Source organism: Acinetobacter sp. CIP 51.11 (genome assembly GCF_000369665.1).
GTDB lineage: Bacteria > Pseudomonadota > Gammaproteobacteria > Pseudomonadales > Moraxellaceae > Acinetobacter > Acinetobacter lwoffii_S.
This window is the reverse complement of sequence record NZ_KB850129.1, coordinates 2,013,423-2,028,023: the sequence shown is the minus strand read 5'-3', so window position 1 is coordinate 2,028,023 and position 14,601 is coordinate 2,013,423. Positions and strand designations below refer to the sequence as shown.

General features: G+C 44.1%; 11 protein-coding genes. 5 read left to right on the top strand and 6 right to left on the bottom strand.

The window, feature by feature from the left end:
- The first annotated feature begins 77 nt into the window (after positions 1–77).
- Complete coding sequence (hemW, locus tag F894_RS13425; RefSeq protein ID WP_005248241.1) at positions 78–1,232, top strand: radical SAM family heme chaperone HemW; 1,155 nt, start codon at positions 78–80, stop codon at positions 1,230–1,232.
- 223 nt (positions 1,233–1,455) lie between these two features.
- Here hemW and F894_RS13420 read toward each other — a convergent pair whose 3' ends face one another.
- The 5 genes from F894_RS13420 to hemF all read right to left on the bottom strand — a co-directional run bounded on the left by F894_RS13420 (position 1,456) and on the right by hemF (position 6,420).
- Positions 1,456–1,665 (bottom strand): cold-shock protein, encoded by a 210-nt coding sequence (locus F894_RS13420; RefSeq protein ID WP_004281542.1) that lies wholly within the window; start codon positions 1,663–1,665, stop codon positions 1,456–1,458.
- Positions 1,666–2,012: 347 nt separating this feature from the next.
- Positions 2,013–3,836, bottom strand: a complete 1,824-nt coding sequence (locus F894_RS13415) for an acyl-CoA dehydrogenase C-terminal domain-containing protein (RefSeq protein ID WP_005248240.1) — start codon at positions 3,834–3,836, stop codon at positions 2,013–2,015.
- Positions 3,837–4,234: 398 nt separating this feature from the next.
- Complete coding sequence (gene aroE, locus F894_RS13410) at positions 4,235–5,023, bottom strand: shikimate dehydrogenase (protein ID WP_005248238.1); 789 nt, start codon at positions 5,021–5,023, stop codon at positions 4,235–4,237.
- 99 nt (positions 5,024–5,122) lie between these two features.
- Positions 5,123–5,329, bottom strand: coding sequence for a hypothetical protein (locus tag F894_RS13405; protein WP_004281539.1), 207 nt, complete (start codon positions 5,327–5,329; stop codon positions 5,123–5,125).
- Between the two features lie 134 nt (positions 5,330–5,463).
- Positions 5,464–6,420 carry an oxygen-dependent coproporphyrinogen oxidase gene (gene hemF / locus F894_RS13400; protein ID WP_005248236.1) on the bottom strand — a complete coding sequence of 319 codons (957 nt, stop codon included), beginning with the start codon at positions 6,418–6,420 and terminating at the stop codon, positions 5,464–5,466.
- Positions 6,421–6,658: 238 nt separating this feature from the next.
- Here hemF and hemN point away from each other — a divergent pair, with 238 nt between their 5' ends.
- Complete coding sequence (gene hemN / locus F894_RS13395; protein WP_005248235.1) at positions 6,659–8,032, top strand: oxygen-independent coproporphyrinogen III oxidase; 1,374 nt, start codon at positions 6,659–6,661, stop codon at positions 8,030–8,032.
- A 96-nt stretch (positions 8,033–8,128) separates the two neighbouring features.
- On the opposite strand, the gene ribA is transcribed toward hemN, so the two are convergent.
- Positions 8,129–8,731 carry a GTP cyclohydrolase II gene (gene ribA / locus F894_RS13390; RefSeq protein WP_004645027.1) on the bottom strand — a complete coding sequence of 201 codons (603 nt, stop codon included), beginning with the start codon at positions 8,729–8,731 and terminating at the stop codon, positions 8,129–8,131.
- Positions 8,732–9,040: 309 nt separating this feature from the next.
- On the opposite strand from ribA, the gene dxs reads away from it, so the two are divergent.
- The 3 genes from dxs to F894_RS13375 all read left to right on the top strand — a co-directional run bounded on the left by dxs (position 9,041) and on the right by F894_RS13375 (position 14,239).
- Positions 9,041–10,951 carry a 1-deoxy-D-xylulose-5-phosphate synthase gene (gene dxs / locus F894_RS13385; protein WP_005248233.1) on the top strand — a complete coding sequence of 637 codons (1,911 nt, stop codon included), beginning with the start codon at positions 9,041–9,043 and terminating at the stop codon, positions 10,949–10,951.
- Between the two features lie 114 nt (positions 10,952–11,065).
- Positions 11,066–11,896, top strand: a complete 831-nt coding sequence (locus F894_RS13380) for an inositol monophosphatase family protein (protein ID WP_004281534.1) — start codon at positions 11,066–11,068, stop codon at positions 11,894–11,896.
- A 552-nt stretch (positions 11,897–12,448) separates the two neighbouring features.
- Complete coding sequence (locus F894_RS13375; protein WP_005248232.1) at positions 12,449–14,239, top strand: DEAD/DEAH box helicase; 1,791 nt, start codon at positions 12,449–12,451, stop codon at positions 14,237–14,239.
- The last annotated feature ends 362 nt before the right edge of the window (positions 14,240–14,601 follow it).

Genomic DNA, 14,601 nt, shown 5'->3' with positions numbered 1-14,601 from the left:
AAATTTAATTTTAGCAGTGTTGCCGCCGAGTCATGTTAAAATTCGGCTATATCTTGTAATCGTTTTTGAGTAGTTCTTTGGCTGAATTGAATCCTGCTGCTGTCCCTTTGTCCTTATATATTCATATGCCTTGGTGTGTGCGCAAATGTCCTTATTGTGACTTCAATTCGCATGCGGTTCCGGATGGTCAGCTATCACTGGAATTGGAACAGGAATATTTACGAGCACTGGTGGAAGACTTTAAAACTCAGGTCGATTTTGCCCAAGGCCGGCAGATTCACAGTGTCTTTATTGGTGGGGGGACGCCGTCACTGATTTCTGCCCCAGGCTATCAATGGTTATTTGATCAGCTCAAAGCCGTTATTCCCTTTGCCGAAGGCTGTGAGATTACGCTGGAAGCCAATCCCGGCACAGTCGAACATGATCCGTTTGCCGGTTATTTACAGGCCGGAATTAACCGTCTGTCGATTGGGGTGCAGAGTTTTAATACCGAGCATCTCAAGCGTTTGGGACGGATTCACAGCAATGAAGATGCGATTTCTGCCATTGGGTTAGCACGTGAAGCCGGCTTTCAGCGCATTAATGTCGACTTGATGCATGGTTTGCCTGAACAGACCTTGGATCAGGCTTTGCATGATTTAAAATTGGCCGTGGAACAGGGTGCTACACATATTTCCTGGTATCAGCTAACGATTGAGCCAAATACGGTATTTTTCCGGACTCAACCGATTTTGCCTGTCGATGAAGTATTGGAAGATATTCAGGAGCAGGGTGAGCTTTATTTAAAAGCCCAGGGTTTTGTCAACTATGAAGTTTCGGCTTGGCGTAAAGAACTGCCTTCAGCGCATAATCTGAATTACTGGCAGTTTGGTGATTATCTGGCAATTGGCGCCGGAGCACATGGCAAAGTCACTCAGCCGGATGGCGTGTATCGGTTCCAGAAAACCCGTCTACCTAAGGACTACTTAGCCAAAGTACCTGCAGAACATGTGCAGTTTAAGCGCATTGAAGATGCCGACCTGTCTTTTGAATTTATGATGAATGCCTTACGTTTAAATCAGGGCGTGGAAGCCAAGCTGTATGCCGAACGTACTGGTTTGAGTCTAGATACTTTACATGAATTGCTGAGCTCTTTGCGTGATAGAAAATTAATGGTCGATGATCTAGACCGGCTTTCTTGTACCGAGCAGGGGCATATCTTTTTAAATTCGGTGCTGGAAGAATTTCTTTAACTGATTTTAATCCACTACTTATTTTTGGAAAAACCCTCATATAAATTTATGAGGGTTTTTTTTATTGCGCAGATTTCCCCAGATCAGGAATTTTTTATAGCCTAGAGGTTATCTGTTTTCAGATCTTCGATGTAATCTTTGAAAAGAAAACAGCAAACTTTAAAAATCTCAGGCACAAAAAAAGCACTCTAAGAGTGCTTTTTTTCAATATCTTGCTTCTAAATTATAGAGCAACGATATTTACAGCTGTAGGGCCTTTTTGACCTTGAGCTACGCTGAAAGAAACCTTTTGGCCTTCAACTAAAGTTTTGAAACCTGAACCAGTGATTTCGCTGAAATGAGCAAAAACGTCTGGACCTGATTCTTGTTGAATGAAACCGAAACCTTTAGTTTCGTTGAACCATTTTACTGTACCGTTAACTGTATTAGACATAATATAACCTATTGAATCGTATGAATTTATAGCCAAAATTTCAGATGACTAACTGTAACTTTGAAAAATAAAAAGGATGGAGCTTTTTGATCTGTAATACGAAGGTTTATGACTAAAACTGCGATACTTAAAAGAAGACTAACCAAAACAAGAATTTTTCTAGTTGGGATTATCATACCGCTTATTTTGAGATATACAAGCGTTTTATTTGGCTAATTTATTAGGATGTTGAAAAATATAAAATTAAATTTGTATATTTTCTATCCAGAAAGGTTTTTTAAGTTAAACAAGGGCGTCTGCGTCAATAAAAAGAGCGCCGAAGCGCTCTTTTTAACTCAATTTACAACTTAATAGTCAAAGCTAAAGTGTTCTGGAGCGAGTGCCGTCATGGTTTTAGACGGATTCACCATCGCTTCGGCATGACCTTGGGTACGTGGCAGGATACGTTCAAAGTAGAAATCAGCAGTTTTGATTTTCGCTTTATAGAATTCTGGTACTTCAGCACCGTCACCAGAAGCTAGTTTGGCTGAAGCGACTGCGGCTTGCTGTGCCCAGAAGTACGCCATCATCACATAACCGGAAAACATCAGGAAATCGACTGACGCAGAAGAGACGATGTCACGGTCCTTACGTGCTGCCAGCATGATACGTACGGTTAATGCATTCCACTGTGCACATAGCTTGGTTAAATCCCAGGCAAAGCGGCGCATATATTTATTCCGTGCATGCTGACCACAGAATTTCAGGATTTCAGCAGTGTAATCACGAATTACTTTACCTTTCGAGGTTAACAGCACTTTACGGCCAATCAGATCCAGTGCCTGAACGCCCGTCGTGCCCTCGTACAAGGTAGAGATACGTGAATCACGTACGATTTGTTCCATGCCCCATTCTTTGATATAGCCATGGCCACCGAAGACTTGCATACCGTGATTTGATGCTTCATAGCCCATTTCGGTCAGGAAGCCTTTCAGGATTGGAGTATAGAAACCAAGATGATCATCATGCTGTTCAAATGCAGCAGTATCGCCACGCAGCAAAGCATCATTCATGTTGTCGGCAATTTGCGCAGCATGATAAATCATGGCACGGCCACCTTCAGCAATGGCTTTTTGCGTCAACAGCATACGGCGTACATCGGCATGATGAATGATCGCATCCGCCACTTTTTCTGGATCTTTTTTGCCAGACAGGGCGCGCATTGACATACGCTCTTTGGCATACGGTAAAGCACCCTGGAATGACAATTCAGCATGACAAATACCCTGAATCGCAGTACCAATACGTGCTGTGTTCATGAAGGTAAACATGGCATGCAAGCCTTTATTCGGTTCACCAATCAGGTAGCCAGTCGCATTATCAAAATTCAGTACAGCCGTTGCTGAAGCGCGAATCCCCATTTTGTGTTCAATCGAACCGCAGTTCACTGGATTACGCTCACCGATCCCACCATCTGCCGCAGCAATAAATTTTGGTACGATAAACAGAGAAATCCCTTTGGTACCTTGCGGTGCATCTGGAAGGCGTGCCAGTACGATATGTACGATATTTTCAGTCAGGTCGTGCTCACCTGCAGAAATAAAGATTTTGGTGCCTGAAATCGCATAGCTGCCATCTTCTTTCGGCTCTGCTTTGGTCTTAACCTGCCCCAGATCCGTACCACATTGTGGCTCAGTCAGACACATGGTGCCCGCCCAAGTTCCTGCAACTAAGTGAGGCAGATACGTGTTTTTCTGCTCATCGGTACCATATTGCATGATAGTGTTGATACAACCCACACTTAAACCCGGATACATCTGGAATGACCAGTTTGCAGTCCCCATCATTTCCGATTTGATCAGGTTTAAAGACATTGGCAGGTTTTGGCCACCAAATTCTTCAGGATAAGACAGACCTTGCCAGCCACCTTGTACGAACTGGTCGTAAGCTTCTTTAAAGCCTTTCGGTGTTTTTACTTCGCCATTTTCAAAATGACAGCCTTCTTCATCACCGCTTTGATTCAACGGCGACAGTACATTTTCACAGAAATCTGCAGCGCCTTCTAAGATCATATCTACCGTGTCGGCATCGGCATATTCACCATTCGACAAATTCTGGTAGTGCGCAGGGTAGTCAAGCACTTCATTCATAAGGAAGCGAATGTCGTGTAAAGGGGCTTTATATGCTGGCATGCGTTTAATCCTGATTGAAATTAGTTTTGGATTATCTGTATCGATTCTTTGATTATTCACATTCGGGATAAAAAAACATTGATGAATTCAGTGAATAAAAATGTCAGAAAAGCGAATCGATTTTTAAGGCTAATGAATGAAATCATCGAATTTCATCATTAGGTGTTTACATTACAGGAAGATTAAAAACTTGTTATATCAATGGAATTTAATGAGTTAAAAGGTGACTTGTCCAGTATATTTTTGTATGAATTGTGCTCGGATTCAGGTGGCAAAATAACTCATTCTAAAATGTCATTAAAACCAATTCATGGTTTTTCAGCTTATAAAAAGTAGTAGGAGGAGAGTAAAGGGTTGCAGTTGCAACCCGAACTGAACTCATTGGAGAGATAGGGGTTTTAAAGAAACTCTTTTAAATCCGGCTTGATACCATTCCAGATGTAAAAAGATTCAATTGCCTGACCGACCAGCATGCCAAAACCTTCAGATGTCGGTACACCGCGTACTTTGGCTTGATCGAGAAAGGAAGAAGGTTTGCCATAGGCCATTTCATAGGCCCGTTTAAACTGTAACGCCTCTGGTAAAACCAAAGCATCACCACTGAGGCTGGCAGAGGTGGCATTAATCACCAAATCAAATTCACCGGCTAAATTGTCTAGTGAAATCGCCTGTAATTCGACTTGAGGTACGGCATCCTGAAGATCAGCGACCAGTTGTTCCGCGCGTGCCAAGGTACGATTGGCGATTACGATTTTTTTCGCACCTGCTTGGGTGAGTGGATAAATCACACCACGCGTGGCACCGCCTGCTCCAATAATCAGAATATTGGTATTTTCCAGTGGCCAATCTAGTGCTCGAATTGCTTCAACCAGTCCCTGACCATCGGTATTGTCGCCATGCAGCACACTATTTTCCATCCATAGCGTATTCACGGCTTTGGCAATTTTGGCCCGTTCACTCAGCACCTGACAGTGGGCAAAAGCCTGTTCTTTAAAGGGTACGGTGACATTCATGCCACTACCGCCATTGCTAAAGAATTCCTGAATGTTGGCTACGAAGCCATCCAGTGGCGCCAGACGCTTGGTGTAACTCAGGTCGACACCAGTTTTAGCAGCAAAGGCGTGATGCAATTCTGGAGAACGTGATTGTTCAATCGGGTTACCAATCACGGAAAATTGTTTGCTCATTTCACAATGTCCATGTGCGGAAATGGCCATCAATATACGTGAAAAAGCGCAGAGACTAAAGCCTGCGCGATTTTAAATTGCTGTTAAGTGATCCGGGTTTTAGGAACTGCAAATATCCATAATATGTTCCGCAAACATCAGCGCCATACTGAGAACAACCCCAAACCCAGTCAGGATACTCACCAGAATAGCGGCGCCATCCAGAATCAGGTTGTGACTCAAAATTGCGGTACTCATCGCGCTGATGGCGAGAGCCAGAAAAAGCCAAAAGGCCAACACAGGTAGATTTAATTGAAGATTATGCATTGTTATTCTCACTAGACATCAAATGGAATATGATCGATGTAGCGATAGGGTGCCGCGATCAAATCAGGTATTTCTATGCAGCAGTATAGAGGATATATCTATTAAAACAGCCCTCTATTTGAGGGCCGTTTGTATCATTTCATTGCGTTGGATTTTAATTCTGTTAACCAGTTATGTGGTTTCAGGTAGTAATCTGTTAAACGTTTTTCCGGTGAGCCCTCATCCCATTCAGGGCGATATGACCATCCGGTAAGCGGGGGCAGGCTGACCAGAATCGATTCAATCCGGCCACCAGTCTGCAAGCCAAACAGGGTGCCGCGGTCATAAACCAGATTGTATTCCACATAACGGCCGCGACGGTATAACTGAAACTCGCGTTGTGCTTCGGTATAAGGCTTATCCTGATTGCGCTGGAAAACCGGCAGAATGGCTTCCAGATACCCATTGCCTACAGCCTGCATATACTGGAAACAGGTTTCAAAATCCCATTGATTCAGGTCATCAAAAAATAAACCACCCACACCGCGCTGCTCGTCGCGATGTTTTAGATAAAAATAATTATCACACCATTGTTTATGTTCAGGATAAACCTCTTCGCCGAATGGCGCGCACAGATCATGCGCTGTTTGATGCCAGGACAGTACATCTTCATCATTCGGATAAAACGGAGTCAGGTCAAAACCGCCACCAAACCACCAGACCGGATCCTGACCTTCTTTTTCTGCGACAAATAAACGCACGTTGGCATGTGAGGTGGGCACATTCGGGTTTTTCGGATGAATCACCAGCGATACCCCCATGGCCTGTGCTTTGGCGCCAGCAATATTAGGATGACGTTCAGTCGCAGAAGCAGGCAGCTTGGAAATGTTGATGTGGGAGAACATCACGCCGCCTTTTTCAATCACCGTACCATTTTGCAAAACACGTGAACGGCCACCACCACCTTCTGGACGCTCCCAGTCATCGATGATAAATTCGGCCGTACCGCCGCCAGCACGTTCCTGCTGTTCTAATGCTGCACAAATCCGTGCCTGCAAGTCGAGGAGAAATTCACGAACGTGTTGAATATCCGTAGATGTAGGATGCTGCATCAGAGCCCTCGTAGGGAAATAAAAAACTAACGACATCAAAGCATAAAATCAGTCAAAGATTAAGGTCTAATTTGGTGATGCAATTCATCAGCCCAGACATTACATTCCACTATTCATAAGCAGAATGCATCATTAAATCCGACTAAATGGCTAGGTTGAATTCTTTTTTCAAGCTCAGCACAATAACTCACAAGCGCTCATTGGTTTGAGCATTTCTCGATGGTAATAGGTGGGTGTCATGTCGGTACAGGTCAATTCCCTGATTCAAAAATACAATGTTCCCGGGCCACGCTATACCAGTTATCCGACTGTTCCGTATTGGGAAGAGCAGAATTTTTCGCTGGAACAATGGAAGCAAACGCTAAAAAAGTCTTTTGATGAATCTAATCAAAGCGAAGGCATGAGCCTGTATATCCACCTGCCATTTTGCGAAAGCTTGTGTACCTTCTGCGGGTGTCATAAGCGCGTGACCAAACGCCATGAAGTTGAACAGCCTTATATTCAGGCACTGCTGAAAGAATGGAATCTATATTGTGAGCTATTACAAGAAAAGCCCATCATTAAAGAGATTCATTTGGGCGGGGGGACGCCGACCTTTTTTTCAATGGCGCATCTCGCTCAACTGATTCAGGGTATTCTGGCCAAAGCTGACATAGCGCCTGTACATGAATTCAGTTTTGAAGGCCATCCTAACAATACCACACGTGAGCATTTGCAAGGATTGTATGATCTTGGCTTTCGTCGGGTCAGTTATGGGGTGCAGGATTATAATGAAACCGTGCAAAAGGCGATTCACCGGATTCAGCCTTATGAAAATGTTAAACAGGTGACCGAATGGGCGCGAGAAATTGGCTATGAATCGATTTCCCATGATCTGGTCTTTGGTCTGCCATTTCAGAGTCTGGATGATGTTTTAAATACTATTGAACAAACCAATTCGCTCTTGCCGGACCGTCTGGCTTTATATAGCTATGCACATGTGCCCTGGATTAAAGGTAATGGTCAGCGCGGTTTTAAAGATGCTGATGTGCCCAAAGATGCGATCAAACGGGAATGCTATGAAGCGGGTAAAAAGAAACTTCTGGCACATGGCTATCATGAAATCGGTATGGATCATTTTGCCTTAGAAAAAGATGCGATGTACCAGTCCTTTCAAGCGGGAACATTGCACCGCAACTTTATGGGATACACAGCCTCTAAAACCCAGGTGATGATTGGGCTAGGCATTTCTTCAATCAGTGATAGCTGGTACAGCTTTGCGCAGAATGTGAAAACCATTGAAGAATATTATGAATGCCTGGCGCGCAATGAAATTCCGGTATTTAAAGGACATGTCTTAAATCAGGAAGATTTGATCATCCGGCAACATATTCTAAATTTGATGTGCAGCTTTAGCACCTCATGGGAAAATTCCGAGATGCTTTTCCCTGAAATTGATGAGGTTTTGGAACAGCTTGAGGAAATGGCACAGGATGGTTTGATTCAATTTTCAGACTCGTCACTCACGATTCTGGAGAAAGGGAAACCATTTGTACGCAATATCTGTATGGCTTTTGATTTACGTTTAAAGCGACGGATGCCAGAAAGTCGGATTTTCTCCATGACGATTTAGAATCTCTTCCTAAGCTATAAAAATCCCTCCAAACCTTTCTTTAAAAAGGGAGGCTTACTTTCCCCTCTTTTTTAAAGAGGGGCTAGGGGAGATTCTTTAAAAATCATCTTTTTTATAAAGATGTGCCATGCGTTCGTGTTTGGTCTTAAGATATTGTTCATTAAACGGATTCAAGCCCACCGTCAGTGGAACACGATCGATCACGTTAATCCCTTGTGCTTTTAAGGCCTCAATTTTGGAAGGATTATTGGTCACGAGACGTACTGCTTTTACCTGTAAATGATCCAGCATAATGCTGCACATATCATACTGACGTGCATCTGCAGGCAGATTCAGCATTAAATTGGCATCTACTGTGTCATGTCCCTGATCTTGCAGGGCATAAGCGCGAATTTTATTGGTCAGGCCAATGCCACGACCTTCCTGACGCAAATACAGAATGACTCCGCGGCCTAATTCATTGATCAGTTTTAAAGTCGCTTGCAATTGCGGGCCACAGTCGCATTTGAGTGAAGCAAAGGCATCACCGGTTAAACATTCAGAATGCACACGCACCACTACAGGCTCATCTGATACTTCTTCAAGTCCTTTGGAAAGTGCGACATGTTCTTCGCCAGTCTTAGGGTCTTGAAATACAGTAATTTTAAATTCACCGTGAGCGGTAGGTAATCTTGACGTTGCGACAAATTCGATTGGCACAGCTGAACCCGTTAAATCCTGAAATTGGCTAAAGTATAGCGTAATGATTGAACATTGGTAGAATTGCAAAGTCGAAATTCTGCAATAGATTTTCTTTTTTGTAGAAAGCGAACGATAATAGTTGATAAATAGTAAGATTATTCAGGATAATCGTAGGCTGCAATTTTTTCACCCCGACGAGATCATTGTTTAATATTGCATCGCTAGAAGCGTAGCTGAATTGAAGCTGCTACAATTCAGCTATATGATCGGGTACTCCCCATTGACCTAGCTTTAGATTTGCCAGGCTTTAGAAGGCTTTGCCATAATATGCTGTATACAGAAATCCCAACTCAACGCCCTGTAACACCGTTGCTTGATGCGATCAATCATCCTGAGCAACTACGTTTACTCGAGCAAAGCCAGCTAGAACAAGTGGCGGATGAGTTACGTCAATTCATTTTGTATGCTGCCGGGCAAAGTGGCGGACATTTTGGTGCCAACCTTGGTGTGATTGAACTCACCGTGGCCTTACACTATTGCTTTAATACGCCACATGATCGCCTGATCTGGGATGTAGGTCATCAGGCCTATCCGCATAAAGTGTTGACTGGGCGTCGTGAACAGCTCACCACTATTCGTGCCAAAGATGGTCTGGCAGCGTTCCCGGCTCGTGAAGAATCTGAATTTGATACCTTTGGGGTAGGGCATTCTTCGACGGCGATTTCTGCTGGCCTAGGTATGGCACTGGCACGTCGTTATCAGAATAATCCGTGTGAAGTTGTGTCGATTATTGGCGATGGTGCCATGACGGCAGGTATGGCTTTTGAAGCCTTGAATGATGCCGTGGCACACAGCGCTGATCTGATGGTGGTGCTGAACGACAATGATATGTCGATTTCTTGCAGTACTGGTGGTTTTGCCAAGCATTTAGCCGCAATTTGGGAGCGCGGTGAATTTGTTAATGTTACCGAACAGGGTGAGGCCTATGTACAGCCACATCCGGAATGGTTATATAACTCGCGTTTGCATAGTGCAGCGACCGATGCTGCAGACAACCTGTTTAAAGCCATTGGCTTTGACTATTTTGGCCCGTACGATGGTCATGATGTCAAACAGCTGGTGCATGTCTTTAATGCGCTGAAAAAGCGTAAAGGCCCACGCCTGATTCATGTCTATACTAAAAAAGGCAAAGGCTTTGCTCCGGCAGAATCCGATCAAATCAAATATCACGCGATTAGCAAAATCAACGCCGTTGCCGCCAGCAATACTGCACCGAAATATTCGGATGTATTTGGGCAATGGCTTTGCGATGAAGCGGCACAAGACACACGCTTGCTCGCGATTACTCCCGCCATGTGCGAAGGTTCAGGCATGGTCAAATTTGCCAAAGAATATCCGGAACGTTTCTTTGATGTGGCGATTGCCGAACAGCATGCGGTTACCTTGGCTGCCGGTATGGCTTGTGAAGGCTTGAAGCCGGTGGTTGCAATTTACTCGACTTTCCTGCAACGCGGTTATGATCAACTGGTACATGACGTGGCTTTGCAGAATCTGGATGTTACTTTCGGTATTGATCGTGCCGGTCTGGTTGGTGAAGATGGCCCGACGCATGCCGGTGCTTATGACTATGCCTATATGCGTACTATCCCGAATATCGTGATCATGGCGCCGAAAGACGAAAATGAATGCCGTCAAATGCTGCATACAGCGTATTTGTATCCAGGGCCGGCAGCGGTACGTTATCCGCGTGGCAATGGACTCGGCGTCGAGATCCAGCAAAAAATGATCGAGATTCCGATCGGTCAGGCGGAAATTGTGGCCAGCTTTAATGGGCAGTATGATGAATATATTTCTGTACTGGCATTTGGTAGCCGGGTACAGGCTGCAGTCGACGCTGCTGAAGCATTTGCCGTGAAACATGAGATTGGCGTGCGTGTGGTTAACATGCGTTTTGTCAAACCACTGGATACTCAAATGCTCGATGATCTCGCTTTAAGCACCAGTCTGTTTGTCACGGTGGAAGAACATGCAGTGATGGGCGGTGCAGGTAGTGCCGTGAATGAATATCTGGCAGAAGCACAGATTGTCAAACCGATGTTGAATCTGGGTCTGGATGATATGTTTATGGCGCAAGCGACCCATGCACAGATGTTGCAGCAAGCGGGTCTGGATGCGCAAGGCATTGAAAAATCGATCAATCAGGCTTGGTCCAGCCTGGGGCAAAGCGTCTTGTCATAATATCTTAAAAATTTTAGACACATTTTTCCCAAAAAAGCCCTGATATTTGCTAAGATATCGGGGCTTTTATGCATTATTCTTTATCAGTGTCTTCAAATTTGTAGTGGGTGTTCAATGGAACCTATGGTGGTGATGGCTGCGCGTGCGGCTCAGTTAGTTGGTCAAGAGCTTTTAAAAGCGCATCAGAATCGTCATAAACTCGATCTACAAGTCGAAGAAAAAGGAATTGATGGTCCGGTAACGCGTGTAGATCGTTATTTGGAACAGTTGACCATCGATACCCTACGTAAAAGCTATAAAAATCACAGTTTCCTTGGTGAAGAGTTTGGCTATCAGGAAGGTAAAGGTCATGACGCCGATTGGTGTTGGGTGATCGATCCGCTAGATGGTACTTTAAACTTCATTAACGGTTTCCCGCATTTCTGTATCTCTATCGCAGTTCAGCACAAAGGCATTACTCAACACGGGGTGATTTATGACCCGGTGAAAGATGAGCTATTCTCTGCCAGTCGTGGTCGTGGTGCCATGATGAACCAGCGCCGTATTCGTGTGAATGTTAAAGACAGCCTGGAAAATACCTTTATGGCTGTTGGTCACGCTTATCGTGCCAAGCGTAATGGCGAAGTTGTGTCTTATGCCAAGAATCATTTTCAAACCCTGTTAAACGTAACTGAAGCTGGCGCGCAATATCGTCGTTCAGGTTCTGCAGCATTGGATTTAGCCTATGTTGCTGCAGGTCGTTTCGATGGTTATTTCGAACTTGGTTTAAAGCCTTGGGATATCGCAGCTGGCGAATTGATCGTGAAAGAAGCAGGCGGTACTGTAGTTGATGCACGTGGTGGTAGCGACTCTATGGAAAATGGTCAAGTTTTGGCTTGTTCAATGAAAATGCTTAAGCCTTTAATGCAAGCAGTTGTTCCTGCTTGGGGCGAAGCAGCAAAATAATCGGGTTTAGATGAATTAGATCTAATATTGAGAAAAGGCATCCTTCGGGATGCCTTTTTTATGCACAGAAGTTTAAGTCGCGAGAGCATGGTACAGGGTTGTTGATCTTTGCTTGAATACTGGAAATATCAGATGAATTGGCGAAAAATGACTTTTTATACCGCCTGTTACATTTTTTGTTATATTTTAAGTATTAGAAATATATAGATAAATTATGAATAAGGAAAATTAGTTTTAAAACTTAATGACATTGTGGAATATTCTGCTATAATTCCGCCACGCACTTAATTTCTGTTCTTTACCTGAACACTATCTTCTAATCATTGTATGCGCGTGCTGTCCATAGAGAGGACATATCCTTCGCGCCCCAATCGCTTAAGCGATTCCTTCAGGTTTGCGGCCGTAATCATGCGTGCGTTATATCCACATCGTCGTTACTCGGATCGCTGCTGAATCCTAATATTTTCAGCATTATTTGCTGTGCCGCTTTTTGCCGATGTCCATAATTGTTATTTATTAAATGGAGCACCCACTTCAGGGTGAATACTCTCTATGAGCAAAACTTTTGCTGATTTTTCCCTCGACGACTCTCTAACCCAGGCTCTCGACGCTTTAGGCTTTACTACTCCTACTCCTGTACAAGAACAAGCGATTCCAGCTGCGCTTGAAGGCAAAGACCTTCTTGTGTCAAGCCAAACAGGTTCTGGTAAAACTGCTGCATTCTTACTGCCTACGTTAAATGCGTTGGCAAACCAAGATACATTAGTGCCGTTTAAAGACCGTATGAAAGCGGTTACTCAACCGAATATTTTGGTGATTTCACCGACTCGTGAATTGGCACAACAGGTATGTCAAGACGCAATCGCATTTGTACGTTACATGAAAGGTGTTCGTATTGCGGCAATCATGGGCGGTATGCCTTTTGGTAAGCAAATTCAACAGTTAAAAGGCGCGCAAGTTGTTGTTGCAACTCCAGGTCGTCTACTGGACTTGGTAAATCGTCGTCAAATCAAATTGGATAAAGTTGACGCGTTAATCGTCGATGAAGCTGACCGTATGCTTGACCTAGGTTTCTCTGAAGACTTAGAAGCAATTGGTGAATTGGCTGCAAACCGCAAACAGACTCTTATGTTCTCTGCGACTTTTGCACCACGTATCATTACACTTGCAGAACGCATGATGAATGATCCAATGCGTATTTCGATCGAAACTGGTCACTCTACAAATACTGATATTACTCAGACTTTGCATTGGACTGACGGTTTCGAGCACAAGAAAAAACTTCTTACTCACTGGTTGAACGAAGAAGACGTTGATCAAGCAGTAGTATTTGCGTCAACTCAAGAAGACACAGATATGTTGGCTGAAGAACTTGCTGAAGCAGGTCTATCAGTTGTAGCACTTCACGGTGCTATGCCACAAACTGTTCGTAACCGTCGTTTACGCAGCATCCGTGAAGGTCGTGCGAAGATCTTGGTTGCAACTGACGTTGCAGCGCGTGGTCTTGACGTACCAACAATTTCACACGTCATCAACTTCGGTCTTCCAATGAAGAACGAAGACTATGTACACCGTATCGGTCGTACAGGTCGTGCGGGTCGTACTGGTAAAGCAATTACTTTGGCGACTTACCGTGAACGCGGTAAAATCCGTGCTTTAGAAGACTTCCTTGATGCGCGTCTAAACGTATCTGAAATTGAAGGTCTTGAGCCATCTCCACCTCCTGCACGTGGTAGCCGTGATGGCGCTGGTCGCGGTCGTGGCCGTGATGGCGGTCGTCGTGATGGCGGTCGTGGTGGTTTCGGTGGCGGTCGTCGTTTTGAAGGCGAAAGCAACTTCAAACGTCGTGAAGGCGGTGATGATCGTCCACGTCGTAGCTTCGATGACAAACCTCGTGGCGAACGTCCGGCATTTGGTGAAGATCGTCCACGTCGTGACTTTGGTGATCGTCCAGCTCCGCGTCGTGAAGGTGGTTTTGGCGACCGTCCACAACGTTCGTTTGATGACCGTCCAAAGCGTGACTTCGGTGATCGTCCAGCTCCACGTCGTGAAGGTGGTTTTGGTGACCGTCCTCGCTCTAATGATGACAACCGTGGCAACCGTGTAGATTACAAACCAGCTCGTGAAGGTGGTTATGGTGATCGTCCAAAACGTGATTTTGGTGATCGTCCTGCTCCACGTCGTGAAGGTGGTTTCGGTGATCGTCCAGCGCGTTCATTTGGTGATGACCGTCCGAAACGTGATTTCGGTGATCGTCCAGTACGTCGCAACTTTGATGACAAACCACGTGGTGAACGTTCGTTCGGTGGTGAAGATCGTCCACGTCGTAAGTTTAACGACTAATTTTAATCGCTAGATGAAGATAAAAAACCGGTAGAAATACCGGTTTTTTTATGCATTGAGTTTTTTGCTTTTTAACGTAAAATGTCTACTAAATCATATTTTTTCAGGGTTATGATAACTATTCATATGAAAAGCTTAGCTCTTCGATCTCAATTGATAGAGGTGTATATGCCATATATCGCATTGACTTTGATTTTATGTAATATTATCTATTATCTATACAGTTTTTTTAATTAATCAATGTACCTAAATCAAGCTTAAGTACATATTTTTATTATAAAAAATTCGAAATAATCTATTGTTGTTATTTTTTTATGATATTAGACCATCTTTTTCAACTGCTAACATTTTGAACTTCGTTC